The following is a 17,913-nucleotide window of genomic DNA, read 5'->3' as shown; positions in this document are numbered from 1 at the left end:
CTTCCAGTCGAGCGTTTGAGTTCTTCTGGACGTTGATGTGGGGCAGTGGCCGCGTTGGGGCTTCGCGGCATCGGTCGGCCGCCTGCGCGGCCGACACCGCTTCGTCAACCTCGTCGCTACGCTCCTTCGGTTTCCCTCGCTCGACGCCGAGGCGCCCCAACGCGGCCACTGCCCCACATCAACTCGCAGCAATTTCAAATCGTACGATCGCTGGGACGGCCTTCTTGCTTGGGCTTCGTGGGACGCCGTTTTTTAGAACGGAAGATCTTGTGGGGCTGCGATTTTTGGTCGCCTACGGGCGCGACCAAAAATCACTATCGCGGGATGTTTCGCGACGATCAACGATTTATGCCGTTGCGCCGGATTGATCCAGCAGGGTCTTCAACTCGCCGTTTTCGTTCATCTCGTTCATGATGTCCGAGCCACCGATGAATTCGCCGCTGACGTACAGCTGCGGGATGGTGGGCCAGTTGGAGTATTCCTTGATGCCCTGGCGGACTTCGTCGTCTTCGAGGACGTTGACGGTGATCAGCTTTTTGACACCACAGCCTTTCAGGATCTGAATGGCGCGGCCGGAAAAACCACATTGGGGAAACTGGGCCGTGCCCTTCATGAACAACACCACGGGGTGCTGGGTCACGGTGTCGCGGATGAATTCTTGTACGTCGCTCATGGTGATCTCACAAACATGTAAAACGGATGGATTGCCCCACGTCCTGAATAATGTGCCGCAAAACGATGTGGCGTGGGCTTTGGCCTCAGGGGACGGCAGGAAAGAAGTGGTACCTCGTCGCAGCCCCTGGTGCCAGCGCGGGGGTTCTCGAAAATTCGGATAAATCCATTATAGAGACCCGCCAGAAATTCGCTCGATTCCCGAAAGGTCGCGCAGACTGGTGACATTCTTGAAGCCGGCATCTATCAGTAATTGCCGCACGGCCTGCGCCTGATCCCAGCCGTGTTCCATCCACAGCTCTCCTCCCGAACGCAAACGGTCGACTGCGCCGTTCACAATGGTGGTCAAATCGCGCAGGCCATTGGCGCCGTCGGTCAATGCGCCACGAGGCTCGAACCGCAGATCGCCCTGCCCCAGATGTTCGTCATCACGTGAAATATAAGGCGGGTTGGATACGATCAGGTCGTAGCGTGCGCGGGGCGGCAAGGCCTCGTACCAACTACCCTGCGCGAAATCCACGCGCGCGTTCAGACGTGCCGCATTGCGTACGGCCATCTGCAACGCGGTCGCGCTGATGTCCGTCGCAGTCACTGTGGCTTGCGGTGCTCCCAGTGCAATGGACACGGCAATCACGCCACTGCCGGTACCTAAATCCAGCACGGCGGACTCGGGACGGTCTGCGAGCCAGGCCAAAGCCGTCTCAACCAGTAATTCCGTTTCCGGCCGCGGAATCAGCACGTCCGGCGTCACCGCGAAATCGTGTCCCATGAATTCGCGATGTCCCACCAGATACGCCATGGGCTCGCCAGCCAGCCGGCGCGTGACCAGGGCCTGGTATTGCTGCGCCTGCCAGGACTCGATCGGATCGGTGTCGTGCGCCAACATCCACGCGCGCGGTTTATGCAGCACGTGCTCGAGCAGCATGCGCACCTCCAGCCGCGGCAAGCGCGCGTCCCGCAACAGGGTTTGCAGGATGGGGCGGCTCACGCTAGACCTCGTCTCCCAGCGCCGCCAACAACTCGGCCTGGTGTTCGGCGATGAGTGTGCCGGTCAATTCTTCCAAATCGCCTTCCATGATTTGCTGCAGCTTGTACAACGTCAGGTTGATGCGGTGATCGGTCACGCGACCTTGTGGGAAATTGTACGTGCGAATGCGCTCGGACCGGTCTCCCGAGCCCACCAGGCTCTTGCGCTCCGCAGCCTCTTTGCTTTGGCGTTCGCGCAATTCGCGGTCTTTCAGGCGCGCGGCCAGTACCTGCATCGCCTTGTCCTTGTTGCGGTGCTGCGAACGGTCGTCCTGGCATTCCACCACCAGGCCCGTCGGCAAGTGCGTGATGCGTACTGCGGAATCGGTCTTGTTGATGTGCTGGCCGCCCGCGCCGCTGGCACGGAATGTGTCGATGCGCAGATCAGAGGGGTTGATGATGATCTCGCCCATCTCGTCGGCCTCCGGCATCACGGCCACGGTGCACGCCGAGGTATGAATGCGGCCCTGGGCCTCGGTGGCGGGCACCCGCTGCACGCGATGCGCTCCCGACTCGAATTTCAGTCGTCCGTAGGCGCCATCGCCGTCGATGCGCGCGATCACTTCCTTGTAGCCGCCCAGCTCCGAGGGACTTTCCGACATCAGTTCGACACGCCAGCCGCGTTGTTCGGCATAGCGTGAATACATGCGCAGCAGATCGCCGGAAAACAGCGCGCTCTCGTCGCCGCCCGTGCCCGCGCGGATTTCCAGGAACAAACTGCGGCCGTCGTTGGGGTCACGCGGCAGCAACAGCAACTGCAGCTCGCCTTCCAGGGCCTCCAGACGATCCTTGGCCGTTTTGATTTCTTCCTCGGCCATGGACTTCAGGTCGGGATCGCTCAGCATGTCCTGCGCGGTCGCCAGATCGTCTTCAGTCCGCGCAAACTGCCCGAATGCCGATGCGACAGGCTCGAGCTCTGCGCGCTCACGCGATAGTTTGCGAAAGCGTTCCATATCGGCAGCGGTTTCGGGTTCGGCCAACAGCGCGTCCACCTCGATGAGGCGGTGAGACAACTGTTCCAGCCGACTGCGCATGGAAGATTTCATATACGGATACCAAAGAGACAAAAGGGGATTAGCGAAACGCGGGCGCCCGAAATGCGAACGCCCGCCGAGCGGCGGGCATTGCGGCAGCAGCGCTAACGGCGCGTATCACGACCCGGGAACAGGCGCGGCATCCAGGCGAGCAATTGCTTGCGCTCGTCGCCTTCGCTGCGGTTCAGTGCCGCCAGCGGGCCGTGCAGGTATTTCTGAGTGAGGCCATGCGCCAATTGCTCCAGCACTGCCTCGGGCGACTCGCCACGCGCCAGCATGCGGCGGGCACGGTCGAGTTCTGCGGCGCGCACGTCCTCGGCGGCCTGATGCAGGTCGCGGATCACGGGCACGACTTCGCGCGACTGCATCCAGTGCATGAAGCCCTGGACACGCGTTTCGATGATGGCCTCGGCTTGTACCACTGCGGCACGGCGTGCATCGGTGCCGCTTTGTACCAGGCGGCCCAGGTCATCAACGGAATACAGATATACGTCATCGAGCCGGCCGACTTCAGGCTCGATATCACGCGGTACTGCCAGATCGATCATCACCATCGGATGGTGGCGACGTTGGCGCGTCGCGCGCTCGACGAGCCCCAGGCCCAATATGGGCAGGGAACTGGCCGTACAGGAAACAATGACGTCGAATTCGGCCAGATGATCCGGCAGATCGGCGAGCTTCATCGTGCTGGCCGAGAATTTTCCGGCCAACGTCTCGGCGCGCTCTGCCGTGCGATTGGCCACCGTCATGCTGCGTGGGCGCTGCGCCGCAAAGTGCGTCGCACAGAGATCGATCATCTCGCCTGCGCCGATAAACAGCGTGCGCGCCTGATCCAGATTGCCGAACACGCGTTCGGCCAATCTCACCGCGGCAGCGGCCATCGATACCGAATGCGCGCCGATCTCGGTCTGTGACCGGACCTCTTTGGCGACGGAGAACGTCCGCTGGAATAGCTGATGCAGCAGCGTACCCAACGAACCAGCCTCGCCGGCGGCACGCACCGCGTCTTTCATCTGCCCCAGGATTTGCGGCTCGCCCAGCACCATGGAATCGAGTCCGCTGGCCACGCGGAACGCATGGCGCACGGCGTCGTCCTGCTGGTGGCGATACAAGTGAGGACTGAGCGCCCCCGCCTCGAGGCGGTTATGGTCAGCCAGCCACACGGGCAAGTGCTCGGCCACGTGCGCATCCGCCGCACAGTAGACCTCGGTGCGATTACAGGTGGACAGAATCGCCGCCTCGCGCACTGCCCCGCCAAATGCTGACCGCAGCCCCTCTAATGCCGGCCGCACCAAATCGACGGGCATAGACACCCGTTCGCGCACCGATACGGGCGCAGACGTGTGATTCAGACCGAACGCAAGAACAGCTACGGACATGGGATACAGAAATAGGCACCGTCAGGCGGAGCACGACGCATTTGTAACATGAGGCAGATGAAAATTATACAGCCAAGGGTTATCCCGTAGTAAAGCTGATTTACATATGTTTTTTTTGCTCGCTTGGGACTTTTTCCCGGCATTCGCCTGCACAAGGTCAAAAAATTGTGTATAGTTGCGGACTTCGTTGGCCTGGTAGCTCAGTCGGTAGAGCAGCGGATTGAAAATCCGCGTGTCGGTGGTTCGATTCCGCCCCAGGCCACCACGAATTCGATGCCCAGCTCTTGTAGCTGGGCATTTTCTTTTGTACGGCCTCTTGCAGAGCCGAAATCAAAGTAGCTTTGACATCTCCAGGATGGGGCAACAACGGCCTACCTGTAGCCTTACCTCAAGGACGTGCTGACCCGGCTGCCGCGTCGATGACTGGGCTCAGAGGGACTCTTGATCCGATGAATCACTCCCGACCGATTCGGTCGCCTGCCCATCCTCTGCGGCCAGACGTTTGCGTATTTTGCGGGCGTCGCTTGAGTCGATCTCGGCAGCCTTTTCCATGCTCTTGGGGGGCCAAGGCTCCCCGGACGCGCGCTGCTCGTTGTGTTCGAGCACGCGGCGGTAGCGCGCGGTGGCGGGGTCCTTCTTACCGTCCTTCGGGGCGGTATCGGCAATGAACTGGCGCACGGCGGTCGTGCGCGGCGTGTCCGGTGCCAGCCGATCGCGTATCCTGCTGGCACTGCCCTGGTCGATCCCGGCGGCCTTTATCATGCTATCGTCGGGCCAGGGCTCCCCGGACGCGCGCTGCTTGTTGTGTTCGAGCAGGCGGCGGTAGCGCTCGCTGGCGGGGTCCTTCTGATCGTCCTTCGGGGCGGTATCGGCAATGAACTGGCGCGCGGCGATCGTGCGCGGCGTGTCCGGCTCTTGCCGCTCGCGTATCCAGATGGCTTGGGACGAGTCGATCCCGGCGGCCTTTATCATGCTCTTGTCGGGCCAGGGCTCCCCGGACGCGCGCTGCTTGTTGTGTTCGAGCAGGCGGCGGTAGCGCTCGCTGGCGGGGTCCTTCTGATCGTCCTTCGGGGCGGTATCGGCAATGAACTCGCGTGCGGCGATCGTGCGCGGCGTGTCCGGTGCCAGCCGATCGCGTATCCTGCTGGCTTGGCCCGAGTCGATCCCCGCGGCCTTTATCATGCTCTTGTTGGGCCAGGGATCCCCGGCCGGGCGACGCTCGTTGGCATCCAGGATTGCCTTGTAGTGCTGAGTCTTGTTGAGGCTCCCTTTGGGGACGGCAGCAGCGATCGCCTGCACCAGCGCCGCATTGCCTGTCACCCCCGAGGCCGCCGGCTCGCTCGACAACGCTTGGCTGCCAACCGAAGCCCCCGACGGCAGTGACGCGCCAGTGAAGTCCTGCGGGTTGTGCCGCTGTATGACCGCGCCAATCAACTCCGCCTGACTGAACTCGGCCGCCAAACGTTGGACCGTGGACGGAGCAGGCGGACCGTTCGAGGACGCAGCCGCATCGCTACCCACCTGCGAACCGCTGCTGGCCTCGCCATACTTGATGTTGGCTCCTGCGTGCGCATGCGTCAATATGCCGGGTACGGGCCCGAATAGTACGGTGAAGGGCACCTCGAAACTCGGCTCCACATCAATGCGCAGCGCACGCCCGTCACGCATGTGCACCATCGCTTCGTACAAATGCGAGCTCTCTTGGCCCATCCCCGCCGCTACGCCATCCTTGACCGCCTCAGCCAGATACTCAGGCGGAGAAATGCCGTACCGCCTACTGACCGAACCGTCCGGATGAGACAGCGACTCCCTCAATACGCAATGCCCCGCAGCAATCGCCGATTGCACGTCTGCCACCATATCTCGTTGCTCGGTCTCCAGCACTGCGTGCTCCTCACCCTCCAGCGTTTTTAGCAGGACAGCCAGTGCCTGTTGCTCAGCATGCACTTCCTCATCGGACCACTGGGACGGCGGCACCTGGCCGCCTCGCGCCAACCCCGCAGGGCTTGCTCGCCGCGGCGCCATCGACGCGGCACCCACCGCAGCCCTGCGGTGCGGCTGTTGCACAGGCAACGACAACGATGACGATGACCCCTGCGTCGAGCCACCAGGCGTCCTTGACGGGCCCGTCGGCTGCGACTGCTGCCTGGCCCCTGGGGCCATATGCCCCGTTCTTCTGATCCGATCCATCGGTCAACAATAACAACCCGTCAGCTCCTGACCTGCGCTACACATGCAGTCATGTCGCAAAATCCGAACTCCCCCGCCCGAGCCACTCAAACGGCTCTATCTTTCCGAGATGGAACGACTAGACGATCACGGTTGGATGAACCCACGACCTCCCCTGACCGTCCTACCCGCTGCCGATCCGGAAACGCCTGCGAAGGTGCTGCAATCTCTCGCCACCTCGGCGATACGGTGCCCCAGGGCAGCATTCGGGTGCTTCAAAAAGCAGCAGGAGTAGCTTACTGATGGCGCTGGCGTCGAGGTCTTGACCAAGTCGAGGGAGCCTGCTTTTATCTCGCTCTTAAAAAGAGCAATCGGAAGGCAGCTGACACCTACGCCGGCAGAGATCAAACCCGCCAGGGCTTGCACGCTGTTTCCGCCATAGATGCGTTCCGGACGCACCCCGGCACTTTCCCAGAGCCGGCTGCACGCGACCGTAATGATCGAATTCTCCGACTGTTCGATCACCGGCTGCGTCGCCAACTCGTGCATGGTGTGCACATTGCCGGACCCAAAGACGCCAGGCGCGGCGAACCAACCGAACTGGACTTCGCCGACACCCACCCTGACCATGGAGTCCGACGTACGGAAATCGGGAAGAATGGCCAAATCCAGCTGCCCCCCTTCCACCTTATCTTCGAGCAAGAGCGACAGGTCGATCTCCGGCTGAACCGTGATGGACGGATAGCGCTGCTTCATATGACGCAGGAAGTCAGCAAACCATGTCAGCGCCACCATTTCGGTGAGGCCGATCCGCAGCAGCCGGACGGGCGGATGACTCAGGCTTTTTAACTGCTCCAGCCCCTGGAGCAAGCCGAGCAGCTTTACACACTCGGCTTCCAGCTCCCTTCCGAATGGGGTCAATTGGCTTTTACGGCCGTCTCTCTCGAACAGCGGCTGAACGGCAATGGCCTGCAGGTCTTGTATCCGTTTAGTGACGGCCGACTGCGTGACATGCAGTCTTTCCGCGGCGCAGCTGAGCGTCCCCAGACGGGCGAGCCAGTAGAACGCCTGCAGTTGTTTGATAGTCGGCATGTCCCGCCCTCAACGTCTGGCCGCGCGACGCTGAGTCGCCATCGCGCTGTCGAAGTTGCAATTGCGCTTCACCAGCTCGGCCACCGTCCGGTGAAAGTCGGTAATCGAGTCTATTCTTATCAGCAGGATGTACGCCATGCTGATTGCGCCAAGGGCAACTGTCACCTCCTGAAGCAGCCCTGACGCCACGGCATCCGAGGCAATTGCGTGTGGGAGGCCGGCTATCCCGAGGCCGGCGGCGCAGATCCCCGACAACGCGGCCAGGCTGTCGCTCTGGATCATGTTCGCGGGCCTTACCCCGCGATCGATCAGCCAGTTCACGATCTGGTTTCCCGAGCTGCCGCCGGTGCCTTGCAGCAGAAGCGTCTCCTGCTCGAATTGCGACAGCTTCAATGTCTTGGGTATGGACCGACTGGCTGCGCAGAACCACCCGAATGCCGCGGAGCCGACGGTAATCCTGGTCATGTTCGCCGAACGCGTGGATTCGGGCACAACCGCGATGTCCAGATGACCATCTCGCATCTGCTCGTACAAGCGGATGGATGAATCCACTTTCAAGTCCAGGCGAATGCGGGGATACCGAGCCCGCAAATCCACAACAAAAGATCCGAGCCATGTCACTGCCGCTAGCTCTGTCACGCCAAGGCGCAGTGTCGAAGCCACGATTTCCGGGCTGGCGAAACGCTCCATGAGGTTGACACGCTGGCGCAGAATTGCCCGCGCTTGCCGCAATACTTCCTGCCCTTCGATCGTGAGTTGCGCCGACCGATGGTTCCGATTGAACAAAGGGTACTTGAACTGCCCTTCTAACTCATTGATCAGGCGCGATATGGCGGACTGCGACGTATCCAGGCTGCGAGCCGCCTTCTCGAAGGACCCCATATCCACCACCGCGACAAAGGCCTCCAGCTCCCGGAAGGTCGTCATGGCACCCGTTCCTGTTCATACCAGTTTGGAATAAGTCTACACCTCCATGGCATGAATCCCTCACGCTGCACCCCGTCGCACGCGCCGAGTTACGGCACCCCTTCCCGGCGATCTGAAAAGCCGCCCTGACGGATCCTGAAGTCCGGTCAAACCCTGGCCCGTGAAATAGAGATCACCTCCGCCCGGACTCCGAAAACTAGCTGCCTGCCGTCTCGCCCACGCCGAGCAGATCGGCCGCCCAGGTCTTTGTCCTGTCGAACGACTCGCGCATGTACTTCACGGTTTCGTCGGGGTCGAGCGGCGCGGAAATGGCGCCGAGCTGCTCGCGCAGCCTGGCTTGCACATCGGGCATCTGAACCACTTCGGCGAGGTGCTTGCTGAGCGTCTGTGCGCGCTGCTTGTCCATCCCTTTCGGCGCGACGATGATGAAGAAGTCATCGACGACCATACCCGCCACTGACTCGTTCACCGTGGGAATATCCGGGAACAGCGGCGACCTCTCTGCGTTGGACACGCCCAGAATTCTGACTTTTCCGGAATCAAGCGTCGCACGGGTACCCGCGAGATTCTCGAACTTTGCGTCGATGAATCCCCCCATCAAGTCCTGGTTCGCGGGCGCCGAGCCCTTGTAATGCACGATGGTGACATCCAGGTTTGCTGCCTTGACCAAGTACGCGGCAGCAAGGTGGCTTGACGAGCCCTGCCCCACGGTTCCTATCGTTACTTTCTTGGGATTCGCGCGGCAATAGTCGATGAACTGGCGCACGTCGGAAACGGGCAGCTGATTGCGTGCCAGGAACAGGTAGGTGTTCACAGACAGCCTGGCCAACGGGGTGAAGTCGGCCACCGGGTCCAGTTTCTGTACCTCGGGATATACGGCGGGTGCTGTGACCAACATGGACGAGCTGAGGTAGAGCACCTTGCCGTCCGGCACCTGGCGTTTTACGTAGTTGCTCGCGATCAGGCCACCGGCCCCGGGACGGGCTTCAACGATGATCGTCTCGTTGATCCTCGCGCCGAGTTTCTCCGCCACAATACGGGCAATCGCATCCGCGCCGCCTCCCGGAGGCCCTGGGATGACGATGCTGACTGGCGCAGAACTGGCCTGTACGCGCCCCAACGAGGCCCCCGCCACGAGTACACCACCGTAGCCCAGTTTCAGAATGCTGCGACGTGAAATCATTGCGCCTTTCCCGGATTGCGTTCATAAGTAGCAGGGCAGTCTATCAGCGCTGCGAACGATAAAAAATTGAATTTTCCCCGCTGAAAATTATTCCGGATTGGTATTCATTTTTCGCGTTTACCCTTAGCCTCACCTCCGCAAAATCCCTCATCGGTATTGCGCTTGTCGTGAAGAGCAACTTTCACGTGTTCGTTGAGTGTCAAGTAACCTTCAACTGTTATCTCCTCAGTGTGAAGACACATACACAGAGGCCGCATGCGCGGGCGGAACGGCAAAGTCCGCCTTCATCCGCCTGACCTCTTCAACTGGGCTGCGCCCGAACAGGCGCTTGAATTCACGGCTGAACTGCGAAGGGCTGTCATAACCGACTTCTGCGCTTGCCGCCGCAGCCGTCATGCCATTGCGCACCATATGCAGGCGGGCCTGGTGCAAGCGTATCGACTTCACATACTGCACGGGCGAAGTCTCGGTTACCGCCTTGAAGTGAGTATGGAAGGTGGGCACGCTCATTCCCGCTTCCCGCGCCAGTTGCTCGACACTGAACTCGGCATTGAACGAGGCATGAATGCGGCGCAGCGCACGGGCGATTTTGCCAAACTGTCCATGCATGGCCAGCGCTGCCCGCATCGAGGCCCCCTGATCCCCAGTGAGCACATGAAAATAGATTTCCCGAACCAACGCCGGGCCGAGTATCGAGGCCTCAAGCGGGTGGTTCATGGCCTGCAGGAAACGTACCAGAGACTCGTATAACCGCGAGTCCATTGGCGTGGACATCAGGCCGCGCGGTTGCGCGGCTTCTATCCCGCCAAGCTGGTCGATCTGCAACATCAAATCCGCGGCCAGTTTGAAATCCAGATGCATGTAGATTGCCAGCAGCGGTTCTTCGGCGCTGGCGTCTGTCTCCATAGTGAACGGCACGGGCACCGAAACCGCCAGATAGTGCTGATCGTCGTACAGGTAGACCTGGTCGCCAAAATACCCGCGTTTCCTGCCTTGGCACACGAACACGATGCCAGGGTCGTAAAGCACCGGTACGGCGGACAAGGGACGATTGGACCGCAAGAACCTGACCTCGGGCAGGGCACTCAGGTTGTATCCCTCGTCAGGGGCCAGGCGTTCCAGCATGGCCGCCAAGCGCCTGTCCGAGGTGCGCTTCCCGTGTGTGACCGCATTGCTTGCTGCACTCATCGCCAAACCCTTCTCAGACCAGGACGGATAGTTTCTGGGCGTTGCATCGAAATTTCATTATTCATAGGATAAGGCAAGAATAACAGACTCAAAGCCATTCATATCCAGTTTACCCATGACTATTATTCAAGCTCTGGGTCGCCGCATTTCGCTCGACCCGAAATAGCAATCAACTGGAGCAGCAAACGTCATGATCAACGTCATCAATCCGGCCGATGGGTCCATCGTCGGGCAAGCCCCCGACATGGGCGTCGCCCAGGTCAAGGCCGCCATAGACCGAACTTGCAGCGCCTTCCCCGCCTGGTCGCGTACCTTGGCGAAGGAGCGCGGCGACATGCTTCGCCGCTGGTTCGAACTGGTACGCGCCGATAAGCAAGTCTTCGCCGAAATCATGGTCAATGAAAACGGCAAGTGCCTCACCGAAGCTCTGGGTGAAATCGACTACGGGCTCGGTTTCATCGAGTGGTATGCCGAAGAAGCGAAACGCGTGTATGGCGACACCATTCCGTCGCACGCCAGCAATGCAGCCATTCTGGTCACGAAAGAGCCTGTCGGCCCCACCGCAGCCATCACGCCCTGGAACTTTCCCTTCATGATGATTACCCGCAAGGTGGCTACGGCACTGGCGGCGGGCTGCACGATGGTGATCAAACCGTCCGAAGAAACGCCGCTGACGGCATACAAACTGCTGGAGTACGCCCGCAAGGCGGGCATTCCCGAGGGCGTATTCGAGATGGTCACGGGTAATCCGCAGGCCATCGGGGAGCTGCTCACGCAGGACGACCGCATCCGCAAGATTTCCTTCACAGGGTCCACCGCGGTAGGCAAGCTGCTGGCGACCGCCAGCGGACGCGCGCTGAAGAAGATGACTCTTGAGTTGGGTGGCAACGCGCCGTTCATTGTCTTCGATGATGCCGACCTGGAACAGGCCGTAGCGGGCCTGGTGGCCGCCAAGCTCAGGAATTCCGGGCAAGTTTGTATTTCGCCCAACCGCATCTATGTGCAAGAGGGCATACATGATCGCTTCGTTGCCGCCCTGGCCGAAAAAGTCGCTCACGTGCGTGTGGACAGCGGAATGCAGCAGGAGTTCGTCGTGGGCCCGCTCATTAACCAGGCGGGATTCGACAAGGTGGCTCGATTGGTAGAAGACACTCAGCAGCATGGTGCCTCGACACTACTGGGAGGCAAGCCTCATGCCAAAGGCGGGTTGTTCTACGAGCCTACTATCCTGACCGGCCTGAATGATGAAATGCCGATAGCCCGAACCGAAATCTTTGGGCCCGTCTTCCCTATCTACCGTTTTGGCCACGAGGATGAAGTGGCCGAAAGAGCCAACAACACCGAGTACGGTCTGGTGGCTTATGCCTATACACGGGATGTCGGAAGGGCATTTCGCGTGTCCCGAGATATCCAGGCGGGCATGGTGATCCTGAACTCCGGATCGGTGGGTACAGCGTCGGTTCCATTCGGCGGCGTCAAGCAATCCGGCTACGGGCGCGAAGGCAGCTTCTACGGGATTGAGGAGTATGTCGAAGTGAAGTATGTGCTGATGGGCGGTTTGGACGCATGACGTGAAGTACGGGACCTCGCTGCTTGCCTATCTCCTGATCAACCGCGCTACGGCCAGGCTTTTACAAAAAGTCAAAGCATAACGACGATAAAGTCGATTGCCCGTCTGGACACCGCTGCCTATCCTGCCTGCCATGACAAGCATGCACGGCCGCCAGTAGCGCCGTGCCGTCCAGGAGCCACTATATGTTCGAGCGCAGCTTGCGCGGTTTGCGGGTAGTCGACTTTTCGCATGTGCTGGCAGGTCCCGTATGCACCATGATGCTGGGCGACATGGGTGCCGATGTGGTCAAGATCGAACCTCCAGGCGGAGAACTGGGACGGCGCCTCGGCCCGCCCTGGATCGCGGGAGAAAGCGCGGTATATCTCAGCGTCAACCGCAACAAGCGCGGCGTGGCGCTCAACCTGAAATCTCCCGACGGCCGGGATGCCGCGCGCCGGCTGATACAGAGCGCGGACGTGGTGGTGGAGAACTTCCGGCCGGGTGTGATGCGCGCCTTCGGCCTGGATTACGCCGCGCTGGCCAGCAGCCACCGCCGACTAGTGTATTGCTCGATTTCCGCTTACGGCCAGGTGGGGTCACTGCGTGACCGCCCGGGCGTGGACGGCATCATCCAGGCCGCCAGCGGCTTGATGAGCACCTTGGGCAGCGCGGACAGCGAACCCATGAAGGTCGCGATTCCCGTCGCAGACATGGTCACTGGCTATCTGGCAACCATCGCCATCCTGGCGGCGCGCAACGCGGCACAGCAGACCGGACAAGGCCAGTATTTGGACATCAGTTTGTACAACGCAACGCTGATGCTGCAGCAGATCGGCTTTGCCTCGTACTTTGCCACCGGGGCGTTGCCGGCACGGACAGGCAGCGCGGCGCCATACGCCGCTCCCAACGAGACCTACCGCACCCGCGACGGCTGGATCATGGTGGCTGCCTACCATCCCCAGCGCTGGCAGGCTCTGTGCGCCGTGTTGGGCGTGCCCGCGCTGGAGCTCGACCCGCGCTACGCGAACAACGCCAGCCGCGTCGCGAACCGCGATGCGCTGCGCGCCACGCTGACGCCACTGTTCCAGCAGCGCACCACGCAGGCATGGATGGACCTACTGATACGGCACGACATTCTGTGCGCACCCGTTGCCAGCTACGAAGACGTCGTCCACTCGCCGGAGTACGCAGCCAGTGGCATCGACAGCTGGATGCAGCATCCAGTGGCCGGAAAGGTCCGCATGCCTGGTTTCGCACCCGGCCCGACTGGCGCACTGACCGGCCAAGGTGCCGCCATGGCCGCACCCACGTTGGGACAGCACAACCGCCAGGTTCTTCGAGAGTGCGGCTACAGCGTGGCCGAGATCGATGCCATGGTCGAAAGCGGCGCGCTGGCCACGGCACCACAACCCACGACATGAAAAAAGGAGACCGCAATGCGTTCTGATGAATCCGAAGCGCCCGAGTTGGTCCGGCAGGACATTGCCGATGGCGTGCTTGTACTAAGCATGAACGACCCCGGCACCGGCAATGCCATGTCGGTGGGCATGGCGCAAGCATTGGCTGACGCGCTGGAGAAGGCGAATACGCTGCCCGATGTGCATTGTGTACTGCTGAGGTCCACTGGCAACCACTTCTGCACGGGTGGCAATGTGAAGGACATGGAGCGCGGGTCCGACTTGATGCAGGGATCGGCGATAGAGGTGCGCGCCCGGCTGAAATCCACGCTGCATCGCATCACCCTGGCCCTGCAGGCATTGCAGGTGCCATCCATCGCGGCAGTCAACGGCGCCGCGGTCGGTGCGGGTTGCGACCTGGCGCTGATGTGCGACCTGCGCGTGGCCAGTCATCGCGCCACCTTCGCTGAGAGCTTTCTACGACTGGGGCTGGTGTCCGGTATCGGCGGCGCCTGGTTCCTGACGCGGCTGGTGGGCAGGGCCAAGGCGCTGGAACTGACGCTGACTAGCGAGTTCATCGATGCCGCGACGGCGTTGCAGCTGGGCATCGTGTCTCGCGTGGTGGAGCCCGATGCTCTGGATGCGACGAGTACCGCGTTGGCAAGCCGGATCGCATCCAACCCGCCCCAGGCTCTGCGCATGGCCAAGCGCCTCGTTCTAGATGCCGCCGAATCGACATTGCCGGTGGCGCTAGAGGCGGCCGCGGCCATGCAGGCCATTCTGCTGTGCGGAGAGGAGCACAAAAACACCGTGCGCGAATTTCTGGCGCGGCGCGCACGTGCCTGAGGAGACAACCATCATGATCCAGACGTTAATACGAAAGGTCCGCCAAGCGACGGCTTTGCTGCTTATCGCCTTCGCTGCCGTCGGGCCGGCGCACGCCGCCGATTATCCGAACAAGCCGATCACGTTCGTGGTGCCGTTCGGCGCTGGCAGCGCCACCGATCTGTTGGCGCGCGCTCTGTCGGCGTCCGTCACCGAACAGGCCGGGCAGGCCGGGCAGGCCGTCGTAGTAGAAAATCGGCCGGGGGCAAGCGGCATGATCGCCGCGCAGCATGTCGCGCGTGCCCGTGGCGATGGCTATACCGTGCTGATTACCACCAACACGACTCAGGCCGCCAACCCCCACCTTTTCAAGAAACTTCCGTACGACCCGGTGGCGGACTTCATACCTCTGACCGGCCTCGGACGCGGCGGCCAGGTACTCGTGGTGCGCGCGGACGCGCCATTCAAAACGGTGCACGACGTGATCCGCGCCGCGAGGCAGGATCCGGGCAAACTGAGCTTCGGCAGCGGCAATTCGTCCAGCCGCATGGCGGGGGAAATGCTCAAGCAACTGACCGGCGCCGATATCGTCTGGGTGGGCTACAACAGCAACCCCAATGCTCTTAATGATTTGCTGGGCGGCCATATCGACATGATGGTCATCGATACCGTCACCGGTTTGTCGCAGATCGAAGCCGGCAAATTGCGCCCTTTGGGTGCATCTACTCACGAACGCCTGCCGCAACTCCCCCAGGTGCCAACCCTGGATGAGGCTGGCATCAAAGGTTACGACATGGGTTATTGGTTTGCCGCCTATGTGCCGCGCGGCACGCCCGCCGCAGTAGCCGATGCCTTGCGACAGTGGCTTGTGACGGCCGTGGACAGCAAGGGCGTCCAGGACTTCTTCCGGCATTCCGCGACACAGGCCTGGACAACGACCGCTGCAGAGCTGGACGACTTCCAGAAGGCTGAATTGCGAAAGTGGGGCGGAGTGGTCAAGGCGGCCGGGATCAAGCCGGAGTAAAGGAGCGATGCCGACAGCACAGGCGCCCGCACGGCAAAGCCATGCGCCGCGCCGAGCGACAATTCGGCCAGCGAGAGAATACCCGCCGCTATCGACGCGAGCCCCGTGACGCCGAATGCCTGCTGGGTGTTGAGCTGGAATAGTTCGATCGCCGGAATACTCGAGACAGCCCTGCGTCGTTTTGTCTTTCGGGATACGGGTCGGCCCAGTTCGAACACACCGTGGCTGTCACCGGAAACGGCGTGAGGGTTCTGACCCTGCGCCCAGGCGAAAGAAAGCCGTCTTGACCTAGCTAGGGATCGCCCTGCGTTCCAGGGACGGGTCAGACAATGAGCCATCCAGTGAACTTCGCCTCACGCGTACGCACTCAAGCGCTTCTCCGCCTTTGCCGCTCGCTGACGCTCTCGGCAGCGAGTGGTCTGGTGTTGCTGCGCGGCAAACAGTCAACTCCCCTCAACATCAGAGCCAAACTGCGGCGCATCCGCAATATGCGCCAACAACCCAGTCAAACCAGGTGCCACATGATCAGCCAGCACATGGCAATCGGGATAGTCGCCGCCATTCTGGGGGCGAAAAGGGATCGGCTCATCATCGAATAGTCGTTCCAGTCGACGCTTCCAGGCGGCTGTTGCCTCTGCCATGCGGCCAGGCTCAATACCGGCACTACCGTACACCGCAAAGGTCGGCAACACCTGCATGCCGGGGAAAAACAAAGTGCCATGCGTGATGGGAAAAAGCAGTTGCTCCAACGGCCCGTTGATTCCACGCGGCGAGTAGTCTTTCTCCGGTCCGCCAACAGATACGGCCAATAGCGCACGCTTGCCTGCGAAGCCGCCCTCTCCATAGCGATAAGCATTCCCCGCACCTCGGTAACCATAGGCCAATCCAAATGCCCACACCCGATCAATCCATCCTTTCATGATCGCTGGCATGCTGTACCACCACAACGGAAACACCAGTATCACAGCATCCGCAGCCTGAAGTTTTCGTTGCTCGCCCTCGACGTCGGTGGTTTGGCAACCGTTTGCAAACGCATGTCCTGATTCCTCGATAAACGACAGACGATCCTCATTAGTGCGTTCGGGAAAATCCTGGCCGTCAAACACGGCTTTCCACCCCATACCGTATAAATCTGACTCCATGACATGGTGGCCCTGAGCCGCCAACACCTCAGACGCAGTATCAACCAGATGACGGGTCACAGAGGTCGGTTCCGGATGTGCATGAACAAGTAAAACATTCATCGCATGAAGCTCCATAAATCATTCAATGCGACAAGGTAAACTTGCTCCAGGTATTCTTGAAATGAATTTTTAGAATAATAGGTATTGCCTTGAATAATTCCTTGCGCCGCGTCGACCTCAATCTGCTGGTGACGCTCGATACGCTACTGGACGAGCGCAATGTGACGCGCGCAGCGCAACGCCTGCATCTATCGCAGCCCACCGTGAGCGTGCAGCTTGGCAAACTGCGCGACATCTTTAACGACCCGCTGCTGCTGCCCGGTCCGCGCGGTATGCGTCCTACGGCACGCGCCGATGAATTACGAGAGCCGTTGCGTCAAGCACTGGAATCGCTGGAATATGCTGTCGCCCCGTCCAGTCCTTTCGATCCCGCCCAGGCTCGACAGATCTGGCGTATCGCGGCGTCAGACTATGGTGAGTCCACGATCGTATTACCGGCGTTGCCCGGGTTGCGCATGGCAGCACCGGGCACGCGATTGGCGATTCTGAGCCTTTCCCCGACGACGCTGGCGCGCCAGGCGGAGCAAGGCGATATTGATCTCGCCTTTCACATCAGCGAAGAAGCGCCGCCGGGCTTGCGGCGCCGCTCGATGTTCACAGAGCGCTATGTGCTGGCCGGCCGCAGAGGCCACCCGCGTTTGAAACGCCGCCCTACCCTCGCTCAGTTCTGCAAACTGGATCATGTGATCGTGTCGCCGGTTGGCGGAGGGTTTCAGGGACCAACGGACGCGGTACTCGCGCAGCGCGGCATGACGCGCAATGTGGCGCTGTCAGTGCCGCATTTTTTGTTTCTCGACTCCGTGCTGGCGAACACGGATCTTGTGGCGATGGTGCCGTCTCGTCTGGTGCGTAATAGCCGGACGCTGCAGACGGTCGAACCGCCGTTCGAGGCACCCGGTTTCGAGATGTTGATGCTATGGCACGAGCGCGTACATCGAAACCCCGCTCACCAGTGGTTGCGAGAGCACATGGCCAAGTCGATATGAATCGTCTGGGGACTATCAGGGACGTGACTGACCAAAACGATCAACGATGCCCCGTAAGGTGTGCCGATTGGATCCCGTCGGCATCGCAAGGCGGCCGGACTCTCAGAGCATCCGATGCGATTGACCAGTTTGCATGAGAGACCCTGGCGCGGCTGATTCGCTGCACAAGATCCGAAACCAATTCAAAAAATCGGGTTGACACCCTCGGCGATACG

At 61.0% G+C, this 17,913-nt stretch carries 15 protein-coding genes, 1 tRNA gene and 1 pseudogene; 7 read left to right on the top strand and 10 right to left on the bottom strand.

The genetic code is table 11. The features are described from left to right. Positions 1 to 346 precede the first annotated feature (346 nt). From grxD to hemA, 4 genes are all read right to left on the bottom strand, one after another. On the bottom strand, positions 347 to 673 hold the full coding sequence (gene grxD / locus ACYVIT_RS01620) for a Grx4 family monothiol glutaredoxin (protein ID WP_415807751.1): 327 nt from the start codon (positions 671 to 673) through the stop codon (positions 347 to 349). 168 nt (positions 674 to 841) lie between these two features. Further along, positions 842 to 1,660 (bottom strand): peptide chain release factor N(5)-glutamine methyltransferase, encoded by an 819-nt coding sequence (prmC, locus tag ACYVIT_RS01615; protein WP_415807752.1) that lies wholly within the window; start codon positions 1,658 to 1,660, stop codon positions 842 to 844. Between the two features lies 1 nt (position 1,661). Next, on the bottom strand, positions 1,662 to 2,744 hold the full coding sequence (gene prfA / locus ACYVIT_RS01610; RefSeq protein ID WP_415807753.1) for a peptide chain release factor 1: 1,083 nt from the start codon (positions 2,742 to 2,744) through the stop codon (positions 1,662 to 1,664). Between the two features lie 92 nt (positions 2,745 to 2,836). Then, the gene (gene hemA / locus ACYVIT_RS01605; RefSeq protein ID WP_415807754.1) at positions 2,837 to 4,111 is read right to left on the bottom strand and encodes a glutamyl-tRNA reductase; all 1,275 of its coding nucleotides are present in this window, start codon (positions 4,109 to 4,111) and stop codon (positions 2,837 to 2,839) included. Positions 4,112 to 4,300: 189 nt separating this feature from the next. Here hemA and ACYVIT_RS01600 point away from each other — a divergent pair. After that, positions 4,301 to 4,376 (top strand) — tRNA-Phe (locus ACYVIT_RS01600). Between the two features lie 164 nt (positions 4,377 to 4,540). On the opposite strand, the gene ACYVIT_RS01595 is transcribed toward ACYVIT_RS01600, so the two are convergent. From ACYVIT_RS01595 to ACYVIT_RS01575, 5 genes are all read right to left on the bottom strand, one after another. Next, entirely contained in the window at positions 4,541 to 6,178 is a 1,638-nt protein-coding gene (locus ACYVIT_RS01595; RefSeq protein WP_460478142.1) for a hypothetical protein, read from the bottom strand. 249 nt (positions 6,179 to 6,427) lie between these two features. After that, positions 6,428 to 7,372 (bottom strand): LysR family transcriptional regulator, encoded by a 945-nt coding sequence (locus ACYVIT_RS01590; RefSeq protein ID WP_415807756.1) that lies wholly within the window; start codon positions 7,370 to 7,372, stop codon positions 6,428 to 6,430. A 9-nt stretch (positions 7,373 to 7,381) separates the two neighbouring features. Then, positions 7,382 to 8,299 (bottom strand): LysR family transcriptional regulator, encoded by a 918-nt coding sequence (locus ACYVIT_RS01585; RefSeq protein ID WP_415807757.1) that lies wholly within the window; start codon positions 8,297 to 8,299, stop codon positions 7,382 to 7,384. Between the two features lie 196 nt (positions 8,300 to 8,495). Then, the gene (locus ACYVIT_RS01580; RefSeq protein WP_415807758.1) at positions 8,496 to 9,482 is read right to left on the bottom strand and encodes a Bug family tripartite tricarboxylate transporter substrate binding protein; all 987 of its coding nucleotides are present in this window, start codon (positions 9,480 to 9,482) and stop codon (positions 8,496 to 8,498) included. A 225-nt stretch (positions 9,483 to 9,707) separates the two neighbouring features. After that, positions 9,708 to 10,670 (bottom strand): AraC family transcriptional regulator, encoded by a 963-nt coding sequence (locus tag ACYVIT_RS01575; RefSeq protein WP_415807759.1) that lies wholly within the window; start codon positions 10,668 to 10,670, stop codon positions 9,708 to 9,710. A 190-nt stretch (positions 10,671 to 10,860) separates the two neighbouring features. Between ACYVIT_RS01575 and ACYVIT_RS01570 the strand changes: the two genes are divergently transcribed. From ACYVIT_RS01570 to ACYVIT_RS01550, 5 genes and pseudogenes are all read left to right on the top strand, one after another. Continuing rightward, complete coding sequence (locus ACYVIT_RS01570; RefSeq protein ID WP_415807760.1) at positions 10,861 to 12,240, top strand: NAD-dependent succinate-semialdehyde dehydrogenase; 1,380 nt, start codon at positions 10,861 to 10,863, stop codon at positions 12,238 to 12,240. A gap of 185 nt (positions 12,241 to 12,425) precedes the next feature. After that, positions 12,426 to 13,643 carry a CaiB/BaiF CoA transferase family protein gene (locus ACYVIT_RS01565; RefSeq protein WP_415807761.1) on the top strand — a complete coding sequence of 406 codons (1,218 nt, stop codon included), beginning with the start codon at positions 12,426 to 12,428 and terminating at the stop codon, positions 13,641 to 13,643. Between the two features lie 15 nt (positions 13,644 to 13,658). Next, positions 13,659 to 14,465, top strand: coding sequence for an enoyl-CoA hydratase-related protein (locus ACYVIT_RS01560; RefSeq protein ID WP_415807762.1), 807 nt, complete (start codon positions 13,659 to 13,661; stop codon positions 14,463 to 14,465). Between the two features lie 13 nt (positions 14,466 to 14,478). After that, a complete protein-coding gene (locus tag ACYVIT_RS01555) occupies positions 14,479 to 15,468 on the top strand; it encodes a Bug family tripartite tricarboxylate transporter substrate binding protein (protein WP_415807763.1) in 990 nt (329 codons plus the stop codon). Positions 15,469 to 15,659: 191 nt separating this feature from the next. Next, a pseudogene (locus ACYVIT_RS01550) lies at positions 15,660 to 15,755 on the top strand (type I methionyl aminopeptidase); the annotation flags it as partial. Positions 15,756 to 15,911: 156 nt separating this feature from the next. Here the strand turns inward: ACYVIT_RS01550 and ACYVIT_RS01545 are convergent. Further along, a complete protein-coding gene (locus ACYVIT_RS01545; RefSeq protein ID WP_415807764.1) occupies positions 15,912 to 16,712 on the bottom strand; it encodes an NAD(P)H-dependent oxidoreductase in 801 nt (266 codons plus the stop codon). A 74-nt stretch (positions 16,713 to 16,786) separates the two neighbouring features. Between ACYVIT_RS01545 and ACYVIT_RS01540 the strand changes: the two genes are divergently transcribed. Further along, positions 16,787 to 17,698 (top strand): LysR family transcriptional regulator, encoded by a 912-nt coding sequence (locus tag ACYVIT_RS01540; RefSeq protein ID WP_415807826.1) that lies wholly within the window; start codon positions 16,787 to 16,789, stop codon positions 17,696 to 17,698. Positions 17,699 to 17,913 lie beyond the last annotated feature (215 nt).

Source organism: Bordetella muralis (assembly GCF_054781015.1).
Note: the sequence above shows the minus strand (reverse complement) of the source record. Positions and strands in the feature narration are given on the sequence as shown.

Excerpts from the sequence above, each read along its gene's own strand:
- grxD (WP_415807751.1), bottom strand. The coding sequence starts at position 673 with ATGAGCGACGTACAAGAATTCATCCGCGACACCGTGACCCAGCACCCC.
- prfA (WP_415807753.1), bottom strand. The coding sequence starts at position 2,744 with ATGAAATCTTCCATGCGCAGTCGGCTGGAACAGTTGTCTCACCGCCTC.
- hemA (WP_415807754.1), bottom strand. The coding sequence starts at position 4,111 with ATGTCCGTAGCTGTTCTTGCGTTCGGTCTGAATCACACGTCTGCGCCC.
- ACYVIT_RS01590 (WP_415807756.1), bottom strand. The coding sequence starts at position 7,372 with ATGCCGACTATCAAACAACTGCAGGCGTTCTACTGGCTCGCCCGTCTG.
- ACYVIT_RS01585 (WP_415807757.1), bottom strand. The coding sequence starts at position 8,299 with ATGACGACCTTCCGGGAGCTGGAGGCCTTTGTCGCGGTGGTGGATATG.
- ACYVIT_RS01580 (WP_415807758.1), bottom strand. The coding sequence starts at position 9,482 with ATGATTTCACGTCGCAGCATTCTGAAACTGGGCTACGGTGGTGTACTC.
- ACYVIT_RS01575 (WP_415807759.1), bottom strand. The coding sequence starts at position 10,670 with ATGAGTGCAGCAAGCAATGCGGTCACACACGGGAAGCGCACCTCGGAC.
- ACYVIT_RS01570 (WP_415807760.1), top strand. The coding sequence starts at position 10,861 with ATGATCAACGTCATCAATCCGGCCGATGGGTCCATCGTCGGGCAAGCC.
- ACYVIT_RS01565 (WP_415807761.1), top strand. The coding sequence starts at position 12,426 with ATGTTCGAGCGCAGCTTGCGCGGTTTGCGGGTAGTCGACTTTTCGCAT.
- ACYVIT_RS01560 (WP_415807762.1), top strand. The coding sequence starts at position 13,659 with ATGCGTTCTGATGAATCCGAAGCGCCCGAGTTGGTCCGGCAGGACATT.
- ACYVIT_RS01555 (WP_415807763.1), top strand. The coding sequence starts at position 14,479 with ATGATCCAGACGTTAATACGAAAGGTCCGCCAAGCGACGGCTTTGCTG.
- ACYVIT_RS01545 (WP_415807764.1), bottom strand. The coding sequence starts at position 16,712 with ATGAATGTTTTACTTGTTCATGCACATCCGGAACCGACCTCTGTGACC.